Source organism: Tsukamurella tyrosinosolvens (genome assembly GCF_900104775.1).
Lineage (GTDB): Bacteria > Actinomycetota > Actinomycetes > Mycobacteriales > Mycobacteriaceae > Tsukamurella > Tsukamurella tyrosinosolvens.
Window position 1 is genome coordinate 167,526 of sequence record NZ_FNSA01000003.1, and the last position, 19,385, is coordinate 186,910.

Annotated in this window: 22 protein-coding genes; 11 read left to right on the forward strand and 11 right to left on the reverse strand. The window is 72.6% G+C overall.

Features of this window, described 5'->3' with window-relative positions:
• The first annotated feature begins 96 nt into the window (after positions 1-96).
• Genes BLW32_RS02300 through BLW32_RS02315 form a run of 4 tightly spaced genes read left to right on the forward strand, consistent with a single transcriptional unit; the run spans position 97 to position 2,929 of the window.
• Positions 97-447, forward strand: coding sequence for a rhodanese-like domain-containing protein (locus BLW32_RS02300; protein WP_170181046.1), 351 nt, complete (start codon positions 97-99; stop codon positions 445-447).
• On the forward strand, positions 447-1,280 hold the full coding sequence (locus tag BLW32_RS02305) for a DUF4328 domain-containing protein (protein ID WP_068740531.1): 834 nt from the start codon (positions 447-449) through the stop codon (positions 1,278-1,280). Before BLW32_RS02300 ends, BLW32_RS02305 begins: the two co-directional genes overlap by 1 nt.
• Complete coding sequence (locus BLW32_RS02310; RefSeq protein WP_068523339.1) at positions 1,265-2,023, forward strand: glycerophosphodiester phosphodiesterase; 759 nt, start codon at positions 1,265-1,267, stop codon at positions 2,021-2,023. Before BLW32_RS02305 ends, BLW32_RS02310 begins: the two co-directional genes overlap by 16 nt.
• 9 nt (positions 2,024-2,032) lie before the next feature.
• The gene (locus BLW32_RS02315; RefSeq protein ID WP_068740532.1) at positions 2,033-2,929 is read left to right on the forward strand and encodes a DUF5926 family protein; all 897 of its coding nucleotides are present in this window, start codon (positions 2,033-2,035) and stop codon (positions 2,927-2,929) included.
• A gap of 30 nt (positions 2,930-2,959) precedes the next feature.
• Here the strand turns inward: BLW32_RS02315 and BLW32_RS02320 are convergent, their stop codons facing one another.
• From BLW32_RS02320 to BLW32_RS02330, 3 genes are all read right to left on the reverse strand, one after another.
• On the reverse strand, positions 2,960-3,619 hold the full coding sequence (locus BLW32_RS02320) for a TetR/AcrR family transcriptional regulator (RefSeq protein ID WP_082791253.1): 660 nt from the start codon (positions 3,617-3,619) through the stop codon (positions 2,960-2,962).
• Positions 3,620-3,628: 9 nt separating this feature from the next.
• The gene (locus tag BLW32_RS02325; RefSeq protein WP_231857310.1) at positions 3,629-5,086 is read right to left on the reverse strand and encodes an LCP family protein; all 1,458 of its coding nucleotides are present in this window, start codon (positions 5,084-5,086) and stop codon (positions 3,629-3,631) included.
• Between the two features lie 66 nt (positions 5,087-5,152).
• Positions 5,153-5,932, reverse strand: coding sequence for a CPBP family intramembrane glutamic endopeptidase (locus BLW32_RS02330; RefSeq protein ID WP_068740533.1), 780 nt, complete (start codon positions 5,930-5,932; stop codon positions 5,153-5,155).
• 64 nt (positions 5,933-5,996) lie between these two features.
• On the opposite strand from BLW32_RS02330, the gene BLW32_RS02335 reads away from it, so the two are divergent.
• Entirely contained in the window at positions 5,997-7,460 is a 1,464-nt protein-coding gene (locus BLW32_RS02335; protein WP_068523343.1) for an NCS2 family permease, read from the forward strand.
• Between the two features lie 6 nt (positions 7,461-7,466).
• Here BLW32_RS02335 and BLW32_RS02340 read toward each other — a convergent pair whose 3' ends face one another.
• Positions 7,467-8,306 (reverse strand): hypothetical protein, encoded by an 840-nt coding sequence (locus tag BLW32_RS02340; RefSeq protein WP_068523344.1) that lies wholly within the window; start codon positions 8,304-8,306, stop codon positions 7,467-7,469.
• A 78-nt stretch (positions 8,307-8,384) separates the two neighbouring features.
• Between BLW32_RS02340 and BLW32_RS02345 the strand changes: the two genes are divergently transcribed.
• Together BLW32_RS02345 and BLW32_RS02350 are read left to right on the forward strand one after the other, a co-directional pair.
• Positions 8,385-8,951, forward strand: a complete 567-nt coding sequence (locus tag BLW32_RS02345; protein ID WP_068523345.1) for a TetR/AcrR family transcriptional regulator — start codon at positions 8,385-8,387, stop codon at positions 8,949-8,951.
• Positions 8,948-10,477, forward strand: a complete 1,530-nt coding sequence (locus BLW32_RS02350) for an MFS transporter (RefSeq protein WP_068523346.1) — start codon at positions 8,948-8,950, stop codon at positions 10,475-10,477. Before BLW32_RS02345 ends, BLW32_RS02350 begins: the two co-directional genes overlap by 4 nt.
• A gap of 44 nt (positions 10,478-10,521) precedes the next feature.
• On the opposite strand, the gene BLW32_RS02355 is transcribed toward BLW32_RS02350, so the two are convergent.
• Together BLW32_RS02355 and BLW32_RS02360 are read right to left on the reverse strand one after the other, a co-directional pair.
• Positions 10,522-11,487, reverse strand: coding sequence for a type IV toxin-antitoxin system AbiEi family antitoxin domain-containing protein (locus BLW32_RS02355; RefSeq protein ID WP_068740534.1), 966 nt, complete (start codon positions 11,485-11,487; stop codon positions 10,522-10,524).
• A 172-nt stretch (positions 11,488-11,659) separates the two neighbouring features.
• Positions 11,660-12,394: a DUF2470 domain-containing protein gene (locus tag BLW32_RS02360; protein ID WP_068740535.1), complete on the reverse strand. Its 735-nt coding sequence runs from the start codon at positions 12,392-12,394 to the stop codon at positions 11,660-11,662.
• 87 nt (positions 12,395-12,481) lie between these two features.
• Here BLW32_RS02360 and BLW32_RS02365 point away from each other — a divergent pair, with 87 nt between their 5' ends.
• On the forward strand, positions 12,482-12,877 hold the full coding sequence (locus tag BLW32_RS02365; RefSeq protein ID WP_068740536.1) for a hypothetical protein: 396 nt from the start codon (positions 12,482-12,484) through the stop codon (positions 12,875-12,877).
• A gap of 1 nt (position 12,878) precedes the next feature.
• On the opposite strand, the gene BLW32_RS02370 is transcribed toward BLW32_RS02365, so the two are convergent.
• Positions 12,879-13,859 (reverse strand): hypothetical protein, encoded by a 981-nt coding sequence (locus tag BLW32_RS02370; protein WP_068740537.1) that lies wholly within the window; start codon positions 13,857-13,859, stop codon positions 12,879-12,881.
• Between the two features lie 87 nt (positions 13,860-13,946).
• Between BLW32_RS02370 and pheA the strand changes: the two genes are divergently transcribed.
• Positions 13,947-14,879, forward strand: a complete 933-nt coding sequence (pheA, locus tag BLW32_RS02375; RefSeq protein ID WP_068740538.1) for a prephenate dehydratase — start codon at positions 13,947-13,949, stop codon at positions 14,877-14,879.
• A complete protein-coding gene (locus tag BLW32_RS02380) occupies positions 14,876-15,505 on the forward strand; it encodes a histidine phosphatase family protein (RefSeq protein ID WP_068740539.1) in 630 nt (209 codons plus the stop codon). The genes pheA and BLW32_RS02380 overlap by 4 nt, the downstream gene beginning before the upstream one ends.
• A 6-nt stretch (positions 15,506-15,511) precedes the next feature.
• Here the strand turns inward: BLW32_RS02380 and deoD are convergent, their stop codons facing one another.
• The 3 genes from deoD to BLW32_RS02395 form a co-directional block, all read right to left on the reverse strand.
• Entirely contained in the window at positions 15,512-16,219 is a 708-nt protein-coding gene (deoD, locus tag BLW32_RS02385) for a purine-nucleoside phosphorylase (RefSeq protein ID WP_068740540.1), read from the reverse strand.
• Between the two features lie 72 nt (positions 16,220-16,291).
• Positions 16,292-16,636, reverse strand: a complete 345-nt coding sequence (locus tag BLW32_RS02390) for a metallopeptidase family protein (RefSeq protein ID WP_068523355.1) — start codon at positions 16,634-16,636, stop codon at positions 16,292-16,294.
• Between the two features lie 3 nt (positions 16,637-16,639).
• Entirely contained in the window at positions 16,640-17,644 is a 1,005-nt protein-coding gene (locus BLW32_RS02395; RefSeq protein WP_068523356.1) for a septum formation family protein, read from the reverse strand.
• An 87-nt stretch (positions 17,645-17,731) separates the two neighbouring features.
• Between BLW32_RS02395 and serS the strand changes: the two genes are divergently transcribed.
• Positions 17,732-18,985, forward strand: a complete 1,254-nt coding sequence (gene serS, locus BLW32_RS02400) for a serine--tRNA ligase (RefSeq protein ID WP_068740541.1) — start codon at positions 17,732-17,734, stop codon at positions 18,983-18,985.
• Here serS and BLW32_RS02405 read toward each other — a convergent pair.
• Positions 18,957-19,355, reverse strand: a complete 399-nt coding sequence (locus BLW32_RS02405) for a MerR family transcriptional regulator (protein ID WP_068740542.1) — start codon at positions 19,353-19,355, stop codon at positions 18,957-18,959. The genes serS and BLW32_RS02405 overlap by 29 nt on opposite strands.
• Between the last annotated feature and the right edge of the window lie 30 nt (positions 19,356-19,385).

Sequence of the window (19,385 nt, forward strand, 5' to 3'; positions counted from 1 at the left end):
GAAGCGCTCACAGCACAACCCTCAAGTTGTGGATGAGCCTGTGGAAACTGTGGATGAATCGTCGGCGGCCCCCGCTGCCCGTGGAAGACTGGAGCCATGACGGACTACCCCGCCGACGGTCCGATCCCCGTCGACGCCCTGCCCGAGGACCTCGCCGCCGCGCCGGGCCTCACCGTGCTCGACGTCCGTGACCCGGGCGAATGGGACCTCGGGCACGCCCCCGGCGCCGTGCACCTGCCGCTGCCCGACCTGCCCGTCCGCTTCGAGGAGATCGACCTCGACGCCCAGGTGTACGTGATCTGCCGCGGCGGCGGGCGCTCCGAGCAGGCCGTGCGCTACCTCGAGACCGTGGGGATCGAGGCCGCCGTGGTGGACGGCGGGATGATCGCCTGGGCGTCCGCCGGCCGCCCCGTCGTGCGACCGGACGGCAGCCAAGGGGCCGTCTGATGCACCCGAACCCCGCGCGCACCGCGCAGCCCCGCGCCCGGTTCCGCTGGCTCGCCCGGCGACCGCCCGAGACGCTGCCGGTACCGGGCCGCGCACCGTCGGCCCCGAAGCCGACGCCGCGCTACCCGGCGACTCCGCGCTGGGGCCTGCGCCAGGACTTCACCCCGGCGGCGCCCGCCGCCCCGACCACCGCCGAGGCCGCGGCCGACGCGACCCCCTTCGTCCTGCGCCTGACCACCGGCATCGTGCTCGCCGCGGCGGTCGTCGAGGCGCTGGCCTACCTCCTGCTGGTGATCAACCGGTCCGGTCCCGTGCCGGGGTGGCTCGCGGGCGTCGCCACCGTCGCGGTCTTCGCGATCGGCTGGCTGGCGGTGATCGCGGTGATCGCGCTGTTCGTGGTGCTCACGCTGTGGCTGCGGGTCTCGCGGGAGCGGGCCTTCGCGGCCCTGGGGACCCGCGAACCCCGTCCGGCGTGGCAGCTGTGGGTGTACTGCCTGGTCCCGGTGGTGAACCTGGCCGCCGCGCCCGTCCTCGTTCTGGAGCTGGCCGACGCGCAGCGCCGCGCGGCGGGGGAGGCGACGGATCGTCGCGCGATGTTCATCCGGCGATGGTGGGCCGCGTGGGTCGCGCTGACTATCGTCACCGTGGGGTGCGTGGCGTACTCACGCGCGGCCGGCGGCCTGCAGCACGGCGCCGACGCGATGGTCTACACCGCGCTGACCTACCTGCTGAGCGGGGTGTTCCTGCTGGTCACGGCACGGTTGGTCCGCATGATCGACGGGGGGCCGACGGCCCGGGAGCTGGAGGACGGGACGCGATGGTTGGCGGCGTAGCGGGGATCGTGGCCCATCGGGGCGCCAGCGGCGAGTTCCCCGAACACACCATGAGCGCCTTCGAGGCCGCCGTCACCGAGGGCGCCGACGCCATCGAGTGCGACGTCCGGCTCACCAAGGACCAGCACCTCGTCTGCCTCCACGACCGCACCGTCGAGCGCACGTCCGACGGGACCGGCGCCGTCTCCGAACTCGACCTCGCAGACCTGAAGACGATGGACTTCGGCTCGTGGAAGCGGCCCGGCCACCCCGAGCCGGTGGTCACGCTCGACGAGCTGATCGAGCTGGCCCGCACGTCCGGCCGCAAGCTCTTCGTCGAGACCAAGCACCCCGTCCGCTTCGGCGGCATGGTCGAGCAGAAGCTGCTCGCCGCCCTGCAGCGCCACGGGCTCACCAAGCCCGACGACCTCGCCGACGCGCCCGTCGTCGTCATCTCCTTCTCCGGCTCCGCGATCTGGCGCGTGCGCCGCAACGCCCCGGGCGTCCCCGCCGTGCTGCTCGGCGAGGCCTCCCGGCTACTCGGCGGGGGAGCGGCCACCGCGGTCCGCGCGCAGGGCATCGGGCCGTCGGTGGACTCGCTGCGCGAGCGGCCCGACACCGTCGCCAAGGCCCGGGCCGCGGGCCGGTTCACCTACTGCTGGACCGTCGATTCCGAGGCCGACGTGGCCCTGTGCAACGGCCTCGGCGTCGAGTGGATCGCCACCAACCACCCGGCCCGTACGCGGTCCTGGCTGCGGGGATAGGCTTTCCGCATGGGTAGACGCGAACGCAATGCCACTCCCCGCGAGGGATCGAACCGTGCCGAGAAGGTGGCCGCGCAGCGCGCCCGCGCCGAGGCCAGCACCGCGGACACCAGCCGTCCCTTCGAGGGCCTGGCCGCCGAGTGCGACATCGTCGCGCTCCGCAACTTCGTGCCCAGCGCGACCGCACCGCTGACGGTCGCCGGCGCGAACCGCGAGATCCGCCTCGCGACGGTGCTCCCCGGCGCCGCGCAGGCTCTGGTCCGTGAGGAGGCCGACGGGGTCATCGGCTACGCCGCCCTGCAGACCGCCACCCGCCCGCTGCAGCCCGGGGCCGCGCTCGCCGGCGCCGCCCGCTTCGCCGCCGACGCCGCGGTGGGAGAGGCGCTGTCGGAGGAGTCCGACGGTGCGCTGCTCGAGGTCCTCGCCGCCGACGCGCCGCTCGAGGTCACCGTGCACAAGGACTTCGACTGGTGGCTCGCGGGCGAGGCCGACGCCCAGACCCGGCAGCTCGTCGAGCACGCCAACTCGCTCATCACCCCCGCCGCGCGCCTCGACCTGGGCGCCGACGGCGTCGGCGCGCCGTGGTGGGCCGACACCGGCTCCAAGGCGCACCTGCGCTGGGTGCACCCCGCGCCGGAGGACGAGCTGATGGCCGCCCTGGCCCGCGTGCACGCCGCCGGCGGCCTCACCGTGGGCGAGGGCTCGCGGTTCGCCGGCTCGTTCCGCTCCGACGGCCTGCTCGTGCCCGTCTTCGACCTCGACCGCGAGTCGCATCCCGACGAGTGGGTGGCCGGCACCGTCGAGCTGGCGAAGCGTCTCGCCGAGGCCCTGACCGACGACTCCGAGCTCACCGCCGCGCAGCGGCGCTCCCGCGACGGCCTGCGCGGCCGCCAGGTCTCGCTGTAGACCGGCCCGGCTGACCCCGCTCCGGCGGGGTCAGCCGTGGAAGCGGTCGCCGAGGGCGCCGCGCAGGTACGCGAGGATCGTCTGCCGCACGTCGTAGCTCTCGGCGCTCGGATCCAGCGCGCCGAGGGCGCGGGCGAGCCGAGGCCGGTCGATGACGTGCTGCGGGATCTCCCGCTCGTACCACGCGCTCGACGTCGGGCGGGCGTCGCGCATCGCCTGGTTGGTGCGCACGGTGACCTCGCCGATCGTGAACCGCCACAACCCCAGAAGCAGGTGCAGCGACTCGTCCTCGGGGATGCCGATCTCGTCCGTGGTCCGCAGGAACTCGTCGAACGACCACGCGGAGTAGGCGTCGATGATCTCGTCGGCCGAGAGCACGTCGATCACCCACGGGTGCCGGGTGAGGTGGTCGATCACGATGAGCGGCAGCTGCACCAGCCGCTCGTGCGGATCCTCGGCCAGCTCCGGCACCGGCGTGTTCCACGACTGGTGCTCGAGCACGGCGCCGAGCAGGTCGTTCTTCGAATCGAAGTAGTGGTAGATGCCCATGGCGCTGATGTCGAGGCGCGCCGCGAGGGTGCGCATCGAGAACTTCAGCGGGCCGTCGGTGGTGAGGATGTCGGCCGCGGCGGCGACCACCTGCTCCCGGTTCACCTTCGGCGGACGGCCGATACGGCCGCGTTCAGTCATGGCGCCACCTTAACCGGTTCCCGGGGTCCCACTGAGGAGGCGAGCGGGAACGGGCTGGTCGGCGGCGAGCAGGCCGAAGAACTCGTCCGTGTTCTTGCCCCACGCGAGGGAGTCCCCATCGCTGGTGTACTCGCTGCCCGCGGTGGGGGTCGTGGTGGTCACGGTGCTGCCGCTCATCGCCCACGCGAGGCGCGCGAGGTCCCACAGGTGCGTGTCCTTGTCGACAGACAGCGCCTCGACCACCGCGTTGGACAGGCCCCACATCTCGAACGGGTTCAGCAGCGTCGTCGGCGAGGTCGCCTCCTTGAACAGCGCCGACATGAACTCGCGCTGGTGCACCACCCGATCGAGGTCGGCGTTCGGGGTGGCGCGGGTGCGGACGTAGCCGAGGGCCTGCGCGCCGTCGAGCGTCTGGCAGCCCGCCTTGATCCGCAGGCCCGCCTTCGGGTCGTTGATCGGGTACTTCGGGCACATCTCGACACCGCCGATGGCGTCGACCATGGTCGCGAAGCCGCCGAAACCGATCTCCGCGTAGTGGTCGATGCGCAGGCCGGCGGCCTTCTCGAAGGTCTGCACGAGCAGCTGCGCGCCGGCCGCGTCGCCGTTGCCCGACGTGCTGCCGAGGAAGTAGGCGGCGTTGATCTTGTGCCCGCCCTGCCCCGGGATCTGCACGTAGAGGTCGCGGGGGATCGAGACCACGGTCGCGTCGCCGGACTTCGGAACGTGCACCAGCATGATCGTGTCGGTGCGGGCGCCGCCCAGGTCGCCGCCGGTGGCGAGCGCCTTCTGTTGCGCGGGGGTGAGGCCCTCGCGGGCGTCGGTGCCCACGAGCAGCCAGTTCGTGCCCGGCGTGTCGGCGACGCGGCCCGCGTACGAGGCGAGGGCGTCGATCCGCGTGAGCTTGCCGTCGAAATAGATCGTGCCCGCGACCGTGCCCACGAGCAGAAGCACGAGGAAGACGCCCAGCCAGCGGAAGGGGTGCAGCTTGCGCTTGCGCCGGACCTTCTTCGGCGCGGGGGCCTGGGGTGCGGGGGCGGCGGACCGTCGACCGGGCTCCCGGTCCCGGCTGCGGTTCTTGGTGCGCGGCGGGCGCGGGGGCGGGGGGACGCGCCCGTCGCTGCTGCCCCGGGCCCCGACGGGGCGCTTGACCTCGCTCGCGGGGACGGGCTCGGGTTCCTGACGGGGCGCCCAAGCCCGGCGGGGCTGCGGCTGCGGCTGCGGCCGCTCGACGCGGGTGGCGCGGGGCTGGGCGGGCGCGGGCGGCTGCGGCGCCCCCTGCGGTGGCCCGGGCCGACGGGGCGGTTGCTGCGCCGCGCGCGGCTGCGGCTGCGGGGGCGGGCCGGGCCGCTGGCCCGGTCGCGGGCGGGGGATGCCCTGCGGGTGCCGGGGCGCGCGGGAGCGCGGGTCGCCCTCGGGGACCTGCGACCAGGCGAGGTTCCGCTCGTCGCGCGGTCGTTCGTCGTTCACGCACATCGACTGTACGGGCCGCAACTGAGAAATCGTCTCAGCGCGTGATCCGGGTCGCAGGCCGGGTCAGCCGAGGAAGCCCAGGTGCGGGCGGAGCAGCGCGTAGCCGACGAAGGCCACGACATCGAGCAGGAAGTGGGCGACGACCAGCGGCCACAGCTTCCGCCAGCGGTCGTACGCGGCGCCGAAGATCACGCCCATCACCAGGTTCCCCAGACCCGCGCCGAAGCCCTGGTAGAGGTGGTACGAGCCGCGGAGCACCGAGGACGCCGCGATGGAACCGGCCCGCCCGACGCCGAGCTGCCGCAGCCGGGTCATGAGGTAGCCGACGACGACGACCTCCTCGGCGACGGCGTTCCCGGCCGCGAGCAGGACGTACGTGAGGATCCGCCACCACTGCACGTCGCCCGACGCCGGTACGACGCTCGCGGTGACGCCCAGCGCGCGGCCGGCCGCGTACAGCGCCAGGCCGGGGATGCCGATGAGCGCCGCGAGGCCGGTGCCCAGCCCGATGTCGCGCAGCAGCTCCCGCCGCGGCCGGCGCAGCGCGAAGCCGATGTCGGCGAACCGGATCCCGGAGCGGTACAGCAGGTACAGCGCCAGCGCGGCCCAGCCGAAGAGCTGCACCGCGCCGAGGACCTGGAGCAGGAAGTCGATCACCGCGTGCGGGCTGCGGACGGGGTTGAGCGTCACCGTCGTCCCGCGGACCCCGGGGCCGAGCTGATAGCCGATGAGGCGGACCGTCGAATACAGTCCCGACCAGGCTAAAGTCACCAGCAGCACGATCGCGACCTCGGCGCGCAGCGGGCGCCGCTCGGCGGTCGGGACGGGCTCGGGGGCGCTCACCGGGACACCCTAACCGGGCACCGTTACGATTGCCCGGTCCTGCAGCGAGTGAAGGGGTCCCAGCGTGTCCGCTCCCACCACCGAGCCCCAGCTGGGGCCCATCGACCGGTACTTCCGCATCTCCGAGCGCGGTTCGACGGTGCCCCGCGAGCTCCGCGGCGGGCTCGTCACGTTCTTCACGATGGCCTACATCGTGGTGCTCAACCCGATCATCATCGGCGGCGTCGTCGGCAACAGCAAGAACGTCGACGTGCTCGGCAACGTGCTGCCCACCGCGCAGGTCGCCGCCGTCACCGCGCTCGCCGCGGGCCTGATGTGCATCGTCTTCGGCGCGATCGTCAACTACCCCTTCGGCATCGCCGCCGGCCTCGGCGTGAACAGCCTCCTGGCCGTGAGCATCGCGCCGCAGGTCACCTGGCCCGAGGCCATGGGACTCGTGGTGATCGACGGCATCATCATCGTGCTGCTCGGCGTCACCGGCTTCCGCACCGCCGTCTTCCGCGCCATCCCCGCCGAGCTCAAGGCCGCGATCGCCGCCGGTATCGGCTGCTTCATCGCGTTCATCGGCTTCGTCGACGCGGGCTTCGTCCGGCGCATCCCCGACGCGGCCGGCACGACGGTGCCCGTCGGCCTCGGCATCGGCAACTCCGTCGCCGCCTGGCCGACCGCGGTCTTCGTCTTCGGCGTGCTGCTCATCGGCGTGCTCGTGGTCCGCAAGGTGCCCGGCGCGATCCTGCTGGGCATCGTCATCACCACGATCGTCGCCCTGATCGTGCAGAAGGTGGCCGGCCTAGGCCCGTCGTTCAAGGACCCGCACGGCTGGAGCCTGAACATCCCCGAGCTCCCGTCCTCGCTGGGCGGCCTGCCGGATCTGTCGCTGGTCGGCGAGGTCGACGTCTTCGGCGCGTTCACGCGGATCGGCGTGCTCGCCGCGTCGGTGCTGGTCTTCGCGCTGGTGCTGTCGAACTTCTTCGACGCCATGGGCACCATCACGGGCCTGACGAAGGAGGCGGACCTGATGCGCGAGGACGGCACCGTACCCAACATCGGCAAGGCGCTCGCCGTCGAGGGCGCGGGCGCGATCGTCGGCGGCGGCGCCTCGGCCTCGTCGAACACCGTCTTCGTGGAGTCCGCCTCGGGCATCGCGGAGGGCGCCCGGACGGGTCTCGCGAACATCGTGACCGGCGTGCTGTTCCTCGCCGCGATGTTCTTCACCCCGCTCTACGAGGTGGTCCCGTCCGAGGCCGCCGCTCCCGCGCTGGTCATCGTGGGCGCCATGATGCTGGGCCAGCTCAAGGACATCGACTGGACCAAGTTCTACGTGGTCCTGCCCGTGTTCCTCACCGTGGTCTCGATGCCGTTCACCTACTCGATCGCGAACGGCATCGGCATCGGCTTCATCACCTGGGTCGTGATGGCCGTGGCGCGCGGGAAGGCCAAGGAGGTCCACCCGCTGCTCTGGATCGTCTCCGGGCTGTTCCTGTTGTACTTCGCCAAGGAGCCGATCGAGGTGCTGTTCGGGATCTGACGGGAGCTACCTCCCGTCGCCGCCGGAGGGGTCGCCCGACGGTGCCTGATCGTCGAGCCTCGGCGCGCGGCCGCGGCCCGCCTTCTCGGCGGCCTTCGCGTCCTTCTCCGCCTGCTTGGCGATGGCCTTGGCCTCCTTCTCGACGGCCTTCTGCTGCTTCTTCTTCGCACGCTTGCGGCGCTGTACCTCGAGGAAGATCGCGAGAGCGATCGCGGCGACCACGCCGATGACGACGCCGATCAGCGTGGACCAGCGGAAGCCGGCGGCGTTCTGGTCGAGCTTGGTGCGGGCGTAGTTCGCGCCGCTGCCGGTGCCGATGGCGACGGCCAGGGTCATGAGGTTCGGCACCGCCACGACCACGGCGATGAGCCCCAGGACGGTCGCGATCTTCGGGTGGCTGGCCGCACGCTTCGCTGCGGACCACAGGATCAGGAGGGGGAGCCCGGCGCAGAGGAAGCCGATGCCCAACCCGAAGACGGTGCCCTTGAGGGTGCCGCCGTCGGTGCCGACCCAGCCGACGAGCATGTCCGCCCACTTGCGCGGGAGGTACGCGGCGAGCGCGAAGTAGGCGGCGATCAGCACCGCCACGAGGATCGCGGCGACGATCGCGCGCTTGAGCCACTTCTTCGCAGCATCGCCCGCGCGGGTGGCGGCGTCGCCGGCCGCGGTCTTCGCTCGCGTGGCCACGTCGTCCGCGTGGGTCTTGGCGCGGGTGGTCGCGTCGTCGACGTGGGTCCTCGCGCGGGTCGCCGCGTCGTCGACGTGCGTCTTCGCGCGCGCGGCGAAAGCGGGCTTCGACTCGCCTTCGGGCTGGTCGGGGGTCGGATCGTCCGGTGTGGCGCTCATCGCACCAATCTATCCCGTCCTTTGCCGACGCACATGGTGTACGTTTGTACATGTACAGACGTCCATAAGGAGTGAACGATGACCGCAGCACCCCGCCGCCGCGACCCCGAGCGCCGCCGCCGCGAGATCGTCGAGGCTGCCGCGGCGATCGTCGTGGAGCTGGGCCCCGACGCGCTGACCCACCGCAAGGTCGCCGCGCGCGCCGGCGTGCCGCTCGGTTCGACGACCCAGTACTTCGCGACGCTCGATGACCTGCGGGCCGCCGCACTGTCCTCCCTGATCCTCGAGGCGGAGCAATGGCTCGATGCGCTGGAGGAGACCTTCGTGCGGGAGGGGGCTTCGCCGTCGGCCTACGCGGCCGCGGTGCACCGCTACCTGTGCGACCCCCAGCTCGTCGGGGCTGATTTCGCCCTGACCTGCGCCGCGCCCCTGCATCCCGGGCTCAAGGAGCTCAGCGACCGGTGGGCGGCGGACTTCGCCGAGACGCTCGAGCGGTACGTCACGCCCGAGAGCGCCGCCGCCGTCGGCATGTTCACGGACGGCGCGACCATGCACACCACCCTCACCGGGCAGCCGGCCGACCCGGGACTGCTCGACCGCGCGATCACCGCGCTCTGGAAGCCACGACAGGAGACGACGGAATGACCGACATCCAGACCCCGCCGGTGGCGTCCGCCACGCGACGGTGGGCGGCGGCCCTCCTGCTCTCGGCGAGCCTGCTCGTCATCACCGTGGACATGACGATCCTCAACATCGCCGTCCCCGATCTTGCGGCCGACTTGCGACCGACCGCCGCGCAGCAGCTGTGGATCATCGACGTCTACTCGCTGGTGCTCGCGGGCCTGCTCGTGTCGACGAGTTCGCTCGGGGATCGCTTCGGGCGCAAGCGGATGCTGCTCCTCGGCTACGTCGTGTTCGGCGTCGCGTCGGCCTTGGTGCTGTGGGCGGAGACGCCCGGCCAGGTGATCGCGCTGCGCGCGGCGCTCGGCGTCGGCGGCGCGATGATCATGCCCACCACGCTGACGATGTTGCGCGTGATCTTCACCGATCCCGCGGAGCGCGCGAAGGCCCTCGGCCTGTGGGCCGCGGTCTCGGGCGTCGGCGCCGCGGTCGGCCCGATCGTGGGCGGCGTCCTGCTCGAGAACTTCTCCTGGCGCGCGGCTTTCATGGTCAACGTGCCCATCATGGCCGTCGTGCTGATCATCGGGATCTTCCTGCTCCCCGAGTCGAAGGTCGCGACGACCGGGGCGTGGGACTGGCTCGGCGCGCTCATGTCGATCACCGGGATGGTGGCGCTGGTCTGGGCCATCAAACGGTTCGCCAAGGATCACACGTTGCTGTCGGGTCCGGGCCTCCTCGCGCTGCTGCTCGCGGTCGTCGTGCTCGGACTGTTCGTCCGGCGGTCGCTGCGCCGCGCGAACCCGCTGCTCGACGTGCGGCTGTTCGAGCGCCGGCAGTTCTCCGCGGGCATCCTCGCGGCGCTGGGCGTGATGTTCGCGATGGCCGCGGCCCTGCTGCTGCTCGCGCAGTGGATGCAGCTCGTCGCGGGCTACGGGCCCATCGAGACCGGCGTGCGGCTGTTGCCCGTCGCCGTGGCCGCGGTCGTCGCGTCGCTGGCCGCGCCGTGGTTGGCGAACGTGCTGGGTGCCCGGGTGGTGCTCGCGGGCGGCCTGGTCGCGGCGGCGATCGGGATGGTGCTCATCGCCGCCCCTGCGCAGCTGGACTACGTGGGACTGTTGGCGCCGCTGGTCCTCGTGGGCCTCGGCATGGGCGCGATGACGGTGGCCTCCGCGATGATCATGTCGGGCACGCCGGAGGAGAAGGCGGGCAACGCCGCCGCGCTCGAGGAGACCAGCTACGACCTGGGCAACGTGCTCGGCGTCGCGATCCTCGGCAGCGTCGCGGCGATGCTCTACACCGCCGACGCCGACTTCGGTTCGATCCCCGGGGTCGACGCCGCCACGGCGGGCGCGGCCGGGGAGTCACTGGGCGCCGCGATGGCGATCGCCCAGCAGGCAGGCCTGCCCGCCCTCGCCGAGCACGCGACCACCGGCTTCACCGCGTCGCTGCAGACCACCGGCCTCGTCGGCGGCGTCATCCTGCTCGCCGTCGCCGTGGGCGTCTACGCGCTCACGCCGAAGGGCACCGACATCACGCAGCAGGCGCACTGACCCGGGCGGCTCACGATGTCGGGTTTCGGTGAGGAGGACGTGCGTCAGAACACCTCCGTGTCATCAGAACTCGAGATCCTGAGCCGACTCGTCCGGGGCGCGCGATGGCGCCGCGTGCGCACGAGGTCCATGATGTCGGCGAACACCGCGTCCCAGCCGAACATCACCTCGGCGTAGTCGATCCGCAGCACGCGGTAGCCGCTCATCGTCGCGACGCGATCCCGCCGGTTGTCCTCGGTGCGCTGCGCATCGTTGTGGAACTCCCGGCTGTCGCACTCGAGGATCAGCTTCTCGCCGACGAGCAGGTCCACGCGGCCGAGCCCCTCGATCACCACCTGACTGCGCACCAGGACGTGGTGGTTCTGGAGCCGGATGCGGGTCACGGACTCGGTGCCGGAGCCCGCCAGCGGGTCGAGGCGATCGAGCAGGCGCAGCACGCGCTGTGGCGCGCCGTCGAGGATCTCCCGCAGGTCGGCCTCGGAGTACGGATTCGGCATCCGCAGCGTCGAATCCAGCACCGCCACCAGGTAGTCATCGGACAGGCAGTTGGCCGCGCACTGCAGCGCCACGGGAAGGGGATCGACCGATCGGGCCGGCGTAGCCAGCCCGTGGTGCGAGTGGCAGCGGGCGGAGCGATCGGTCGAGCCGGGTGTGCTCGGCGTTCCGCCCGCTCGACCGCGCGCCCGCCCCGTCCTGGCGCGGCTCGCCGCTGCCGCCGGCGCGCGGTGCACCGGCCAGCGGACGTGGCTGCGGGTGATGCCGGGCGGGACCCAGACGCCCGGGGCGAACCGCAGAGCGGAGACGCAGGTCAGCGCGGCACCGCTGCGTACCGCCGCCACGACCGCGGGATCCGCCCCCGTGATCGCGTACCAACCCCGCCGGATCACCGTGAGGGTGCCGGCGTGGCGCAGGGCGCTGATCTCCCGCGGATCGGCGCCGTGCGCGATCAGCCGTGCCCGGGAGACGACGCCGCCGTCCGCAAGGGCGGCGATCAGCTCGATGAGGTCCATGCCGCAACGGTGCCCCGCCGCACGGGCGCGGCCGCCCGGCCGAGGGCGGTCATCCCCAATAAGCGTACGAAACCTTCGTCCGGCCGCCGACTACTTCACAATGTCGAGTTCTGCGAGGGTGCGTGTGCGTGGGAGCACGTCCACCGCTGCAGAACTCGAGATCGTGAGGAGATCAGCTCGCGCGGAGGCCGTTGAGGAAGGGGCAGCCCAGCAGGATGCGGATGCCGCGCTGCAGGGCGGCCATGTCGTGGGCGGGCTGTGCGAAGTTCAGCCGCACGTCGACGTCGGAGAGCTCGTGGTGCTCGGCGCGCAGGCGGATGCCGAAGCGGTCGATGCCCAGCAGCCGGATCCGGTGGTTGCGCAGCTTGCCCGGCAGGCGGCGGGCGAGCTGCCCGACCATCTCCGGGTGGCCGCTCTCGACGTGAGCGAGCCACGCGATCTCATAGCCCGCGAAGGGATCCGGCTCGGCGGCGGCCAGTTCCTCGCCCGTCACCGACGAGGCGCCCGCGGCGTCGGCGAGGACGGCCGTCTCGATCGGCATGGTCAGCAGCCGGGAGCCGTTGCCCACGTCGAGCAGTTCCTCGAGCGGGTTGTCCACGGCGACGCGGGCGGCGAGGGCCGCGCCGTCGGCCACCTCGGACAGGCGGCCGGAGAGCCAGACGAGGGAGCGGGTGCGCTCGCGCAGCGGCAGCGGCGAGATGTCGTTGATCTCGACCATGGCGCGCACGCCCTCGAGCCACGGGACGTCGTCGGGGACGGCCACCACGAGCCGGTCGCCCAGTACGTGGTGCAGCGCGACGGTGATCGGCTCGTAGCCGTCCGCCGCGAGGACCGCGGCATGGGGGACGGCCGCGATGGTGCGGACGCGCTCGGCCGGTGTCGGCTCGGCGATGGTCGGGGCGCTCATGACGACTCCTCTCGCTCGGTGGTTGTCATGAAGGTAACCCTAACCTAATGCGGTGAGCAACCCCGGGCAAGAGTTAGGGTCACTGTGATGGCGATCGAACTGGAGTTGCTCGCGCCCCCGCGCGAGCCGATGTCCCTGGTCGACGGTCTGGCTGTGGCGGTACCGTCGGACCGCCCGAGCTGCACCTACGCGCCCGGCGATCCCACGGCGCTCGCGGAGTTCCTCGTGCACGGCGTGCACGACGAGGGGCCCGGCTTCGAGATCGCGGTGGCGAACGCCGACGAGGCCGTGGCGGTCCTGTGCGCCACCGTCGCGGCGCTGACCGGCGACGACATCCCGGCCGCCCTCGCCGCACCCGACGAGGCGCGGCTGGCCGCGCTCAACCCCATGGCGCAGGACGCGGTGCGTGAGCGACTGCGCCACGTCGTGACGCCCGACCCGCAGGCGCTCACCGACCGCCTGCACGCGCTGGGCCTGCGGTAACTCAGGACACCTGGTCGACGGGGACGGTCCAGGCCGTCCGGCACACCTCGAGGGTGGGGGAGAGGCGGCCGCGGTCGAACCAGCTCTGCGCCGTGCCGCGGGCCAGGACGGGCTCGTTCGACGTCGCGGAGATGATCGTCCACGACGCGGACTCGGCGGAGGCCTCGTCCAGGTCGCGCGCCTGGATGCCGTGGCCCACCAGTTTCGCGAGCGTGCCGCCCGCGAGACACAGGTCCTGGACGTGGCGGCGACGCAGGTGCTCACCGCCCTGAGGGCTGGTCGGTCCGCCCGCCAGGCGGACGAGGGCATCGACGTCGGCGGCGACGCCGCTGCGGCGCTCCGTGCGCCCCGCCACGTCGAGCGCGAGCCACATCAGTGCGCCGCCCGCCTGGTTGCCGATGCCCGCGCGGGCCCGGTCGTAGTTCATGAACGTCACGCCGTCGCAGGTGATGATGCTGTCGATGCGCCGGCTCGCCGTGCACGCCCCGCCGACGGTGCCGTCGGCCGCGGGGACGACGACGTCCACCCGGACGGCGGGCAGGCCCCACATGCCGCCGAGGCACGCGACCGCGGCGTCGGCGAACGCCTCCATCGCGGCCTGGTCGGTCGACCACGCCGGGAGCGGGCACGCCGCCGGCGCGGTGAGAGTCGTCGTGAACAGGCTGTTCGCGGTGATCTGATCGATGCTGGGCGCGGGCGGCGGCGTGGCCGCGCCGGTGATCCCGGGCAGCGGCGCCGCATCGTCCCGGCCGGACTTCGAGACCGCGGCCCAGCCGACGGCGCCCGCGAGGAGGACGACGGCGACGGCCAGCGTCAGCCAGCCGGCGAGTCCGAGGCGGCGCGGGTTCCGCACGTCGCCGGTGCCGTACAGGCCGTTCGTGTACGGGCTGCCGGTGGGCAGCCGGTCCGAGCGCCACGGATTCGGGCCCGTCGGTGCCGGTCCGGAACTGATCCGGTCCAGTGGGTTCTCGTCCTCCGCCATGCGCCCTCCCGCTTCTGCAAGAACGAAATGACTGTACTGAATCACCGGAGGCCCGCCCCGACGCGGTCACCCCGCTAGGCTCGTGGCGTGACGCGCATCGCCTACTTCGGCCCCGAGGGGACGTTCACCGAGATGGCGCTGCTCCAGTGCCAGGACCTCGCCGCCCGTGGCGTGATGGCGGTGCCGGGCGTCGAGCTCGTCGGGGCCGAGCGGATCAGCGCCCCCAGTCAGGTGGCCGCCCTCGAGATGGTGGCCGACGGTGCCGCGGACCTCGCGTGCGTGCCCATCGAGTCGTCGGTCGAGGGGCCCGTGACCCCCACGCTGGACACCCTGGGTTTCGGTGCGCCGCTGCAGATCTTCGCCGAGACCGACCTGGCCGTGGCCTTCTCCATCGCCTCCCCGAAGCCGCTCGACGAGGCGCGCACCGTGGGCGCCTATCCCGTGGCGGCGGCGCAGGTGCGTGCCTGGCTCGCCGCGAACATGCCGCAGGCGCAGGTGGTTCCGGCCGCCTCGAACGCCGCGGCCGCGCTGGACGTGGCCGAGGGGCGCATCGACGCCGGCGTCACGACCGCCCTCGCCGCCCGGATGTACGACGTGCCCGAGGCCGCCACCGGTGTGGCGGACGTCGCCGACGCCCGCACGCGGTTCGTGCTGTGCGGCAAGCCCGGTCCGGCGCCGGCGCGCACCGGCAGCGACTGCACCGCCGTGGTGATCGACGTGCCCAGCCGGCCCGGATCCCTGGCCCTGGCCATGGCTGAATTCGCTTTGCGCGGTGTCGATCTCACCCGCATCGAGTCGCGGCCCAAGCGAACGGTGTTCGGCAGCTACGTCTTCCACTTCGACTGCGTCGGCCACATCGACGATCCCGCGGTCGGTGAGGCGCTGCGCGCCCTGCACCGCGTGTGCGACGACGTCCGGTTCCTCGGCTCCTGGCCGCGTCCCGGCGGGCCGGGCACGGCCCCCGTCGACCCCGGCGACTCCGAGGAGTGGTTCGACGGCCTGCGCAGGGGCGAACGATGACGGGCCTGCTGCACCTGGTCCGGCACGGCCAGACCACCGCGAACGTCGCGCGGATCCTCGACACCCGCCCGCCCGGCGCACCGCTCACGCCCGAGGGCGCCGAGCAGGCGCGCCGGTACGGCGTCGAGCGCCCCGACGCCGCGCCCGCCGTGCTGCTGAGCTCGGTCGCGCGCCGCGCGCAGGAGACGGCCGGGCACATCGCCGAGGCCTGGGGTGTCGAGACCGCCGCGATCGACGGGGTGCACGAGGTGCAGGCCGGCGACCTCGAGGGGTTCCACGACGAGGAATCCATCAAGGTCTTCCAGGACGTCGTGCGGCGCTGGTACTCCGGCGAGGCGACCGCCGCGATGCCCGGCGGCGAGAGCGCCGAGGACCTGCTCGCGCGGTACCTGCCCGCCGTCGACGCGATCCGCGCCGAGCACCTCCCGCGGGGCGACGCCTACCTCGTCAGCCACGGGGCCGCCATCCGGCTCGTCGGCTTCCACCTGTCCGGGGTCGACGGTGCCTACGCCCACAAGCATCACCTGCCCAACACCGGGGAGATCGTGCTCCGGCCCGTGGACGGCGGTCGCTGGGAGCTCGTGAGCTGGGCCGACGCCCCGTCGCACCTGGATCCGATGGGCTAGGACCCGTCAGCTGAAGGCGGCCTCGATGGCGATGGTCGCGGCGGCGGCGAAGCTCTTCTCGCGGTCCTCGGACGGCATCGCCTCCTCGCGGAAGAGGTGGTCGCTCACCGTGAGCACCGTCAGGGCCTCGCGGCCCTCCGCCGCGGCGACGGCGTAGAGCGCGGCGGTCTCCATGTCGACGCCGAGGACGCCGTGGTCGCGCAGCCCCTCGTGCAGGCCCGGTCGCGCCAGGTAGAAGTGGTCCGAGGAGTACACCGGGCCCACCCGCACCGGCGTCCCGGCCCGCTCGGCGGCGTCCACCGCGGCGCGGAGCAGCGGGTACGACGCGGCGGGCGCGAACTTCACACCGGGGATGCGCGGGTCGTTGATCGCGGAGTCGGTGTGCGCGGCGGTCGCGACGATCACGTCGCCCAGCGCCAGGTCGTCCTGGAAGCCGCCCGACGTGCCGACCCGGATGATCCGCTGGACGCCGTACTCGCGGTACAGCTCCGTGGCGTAGATCGTCATCGTCGGCATGCCCATGCCGGAACCCATCACCGAGATCGGCCGACCCCCGACGGTGCCGGTGTACGCCTCCATGCCGCGCACCTCGTTGACGAGGCGGGCGTCGTCGAACAGCGTCTCCGCGATGCGCCGGGCGCGCCGCGGGTCGCCCGGCATGAGGACGGCGGGCGCGTAGGCGTCGGGGGCGGCGGAGTTGTGCGGGGTCGGCATGCGGATTCCTTTCAGGCCCAGCCCGGGTCGTGGAGTCGGTGGCGGCGATTCCGGAGGGATGTGCCCGTCCGGTCAGGCCCAACCCAGGTCGTGCAATCGGTGGTCGTCGATACCAAAATGATGGCCGATCTCGTGCAGCACGGTCACCCGGATCTCGTGGCGCAACTGCTCCTCGGTGTCGCAGATGTCCATGAGCGCTTCGCGGTAGATGGTGATGGTGTCGGGCAAGGTGCCCACGTAGTTCCAGTCGCGCTCGGTGAGCGCGATGCCCTCGTACAGGCCGAGCAGCGTCGGCTCGTCCTCGTTGCGGTCGCGGACCAGCACCACCACGTTGTCCATGGCCTCGGCGAGCTCGGGCGGGACGTCGTCGAGGGCGTCCGAGACCCACTCCTGGAAGGCGCGGCGGGAGACGTGCACGGGCTACCGGCCGGGCGCGGGGGCCGGGGCGGGGGCGCCGGGCAAGGTGGGCATGACGGGCTTCTTGCCGTCGATGAGCAGGTCGGGGGACTTCGCGGAGCCCGTGATCGGGGTGAACGTGTTCCCGTCCTTCGACGAGGCGAGGAAGCAGATCACCGAGCGCGACCCGGCGGTCCACGACGGCTGGGAGAGCTTGTTCCAGGCCAGCTGCAGGCCCGACTTGCGCAGCCCGTCCTGCGAGCCGAACCAGCCCGTCGTGCGCGACGGGCAGATCCGGCTCAGGTACTCCTCCTGCTGCCGGTCGGTGGGCCACGACGCGTCGGGGAAGGCCTGCCGCATGTCGATCACGGCGGTCACCTCGATGCCGTGCGGCTGCGCGCAGCCGACGGGGCCGCTGAACTGGCCGCGCGCGTCCAGCCCGATGCAGGTGCCCGGCGGCCAGGTCAGCGACTTGTCCTGATTCACCACCTTGCCCTGCACCTCCAGGGGGTTGCCGGCACCGTCGGACACCTGGATGCCGCAGCGCATCGTCCGGTCGCCCGACGCCCACGCCTTCTCGCCCGGCGCGAGCAGGCCCATCTGGAACCGGCCCTTCGGGTCGAGGCGGGTGCCGAGGTACTCGGTGACGACGGGCGGGCACAGCTGGTCGCGCTGCGCGGCGATCACCGACTGCGTCGGGTACGGGGCGTTCTCCGGCAGGCTGCGCGCGGGCTCGCCCGCGACCTCGAACTTGTGCGGCTGCAGGCAGTCGACGGGTGCCATCGTCGTGGGGTCCTTGTCCCAGGTCAGGCACGTGCCGGGCTTGGACCGGGCGAGGGTGGTGCCGGCGGCGGCGAGCCGCGGCGCCTTCTCCTCGTTCTTCGGTTCGAACGCGCCCGTGAAGTACAGGCCCGCGCCGATCGCGAGCGCGCCCACGATCACCGCGGCCAGGACGGCGCGCACGGTGAGGGCGCCGGCGCGCCCCGTCGTCGAGGCGGGTGCGGGCTGGGTTTCGGTGTCGTCGGCCATCGCCCTCCATCATGCCCGGTCCGGGCCGGGACGGGTGGGCGGTGTAGCGGTTGGGGCGGGTCGACGGTGCCGTAATAGGCTGGTCGGGTGATCGACGTCAAGCTGGTACGCGAGAACCCGGACCGTGTACGCGCCTCGCAGCGCGCCCGTGGAGAGGACCCGGCGCTGGTCGACGCCCTGCTGTCCGCCGACGCGGACCGTCGGGCCGCGGTGCTGGCGGCCGACACGCTGCGGGCCGAGCACAAGGCCTCGTCGAAGTCGATCGGCAAGGCGGCGCCCGAGGACCGCAAGGCCCTCGTCGCCGCGGCGGGCGAGCTCGCCGCGAAGGTCAAGGAGGCCGAGGTCGCGCAGAGCCGCGCCGACGAGGTCTTCGACGAGGTCGCGCGGAAGATCGGCAACGTCATCATCGACGGGGTGCCCGCCGGCGGCGAGGACGACTTCGAGGTGCTCGAGCACGTGGGCGAGATCCCCGAGATCGAGAACCCCAAGGATCACCTCGAGCTGGCCGAGGGCCTGGGCCTGCTCGACATGGAGCGCGGCGCCAAGGTCTCGGGCTCGCGGTTCTACTTCATGAAGGGCTACGGCGCGCTGTTCCAGATGGCGCTGCTGCAGCTCGCGGTGCAGAAGGCCGTGGCCAACGGCTTCACGCTGATGATCCCGCCCGTGCTGGTCAAGCCCGAGGTCATGGCGGGCACCGGCTTCCTCGGCGCGCACGCCGACGAGATCTACCGCCTCGAGGCCGACGACCTGTACCTGGTCGGCACCTCGGAGGTACCGCTGGCCGGCTACCACATGGACGAGATCCTCGACCTGTCCGACGGCCCGGTGCGCTACGCCGCGCAGTCGAGCTGCTTCCGGCGCGAGGCCGGCTCGTACGGCAAGGACACGCGCGGCATCATCCGTGTGCACCAGTTCGACAAGATCGAGATGTTCGTCTACTGCAAGCCCGAGGACGCGGAGGCCGAACACCAGCGCCTGCTGAACTGGGAGAAGGAGATGCTCGCGGCGGTCGAGGTGCCCTACCGGGTGATCGACGTGGCGGCGGGCGACCTGGGCTCGTCGGCGGCGCGCAAGTACGACAGCGAGGCGTGGGTGCCGTCGCAGGGCCGTTACCGCGAGCTGACGTCGACGTCGAACTGCACCACGTTCCAGGCGCGGCGCCTGGGCATCCGGTACCGCGATTCCGACGGTAGGCCGCAGGTCGCGGCCACGTTGAACGGGACGCTGGCGACGACGCGCTGGCTCGTCGCGATCTGGGAGAACCACCAGCAGCCCGACGGTTCCGTCCGCGTCCCCGCCGCGCTGCAGCCGTTCATCGGAACGGACGTGCTGCGGCCGTAAGGTCCCGGCCCGAGGCGAAGCCGGAGCACTCCGGGCACTGGGTGACGACCGGGTGTGCGCAGGTGAGCGTGTGCTCGAGGAACGCATCGGCGCGCCGCAATTCGTCGATGCGTCCGGCGATCGCCGCCCGGTGCTCGCGCAGGCGTGCGGCGCGGTCCGCCGTATCGGCGACGATCAGCTGCTTGATCTGGTCGAGCGAGAGCCCGGCGCGCTGGCACAGGAAGATCAGGCGGGCCCGCGCGACGTGCTCGTCGGAGTAGCTGCGCTGCCCGCCGGGTTCCCGCGGCGGCACGAGTACGCCGACGTCCTCCCAGTGCCGGAGGACGTGCGTGGCCACGCCCACCTCCACCGCTGCGTCTCCGATGCGCATGCGTTCCGCCTTTACTTCAGGTCGACCTGA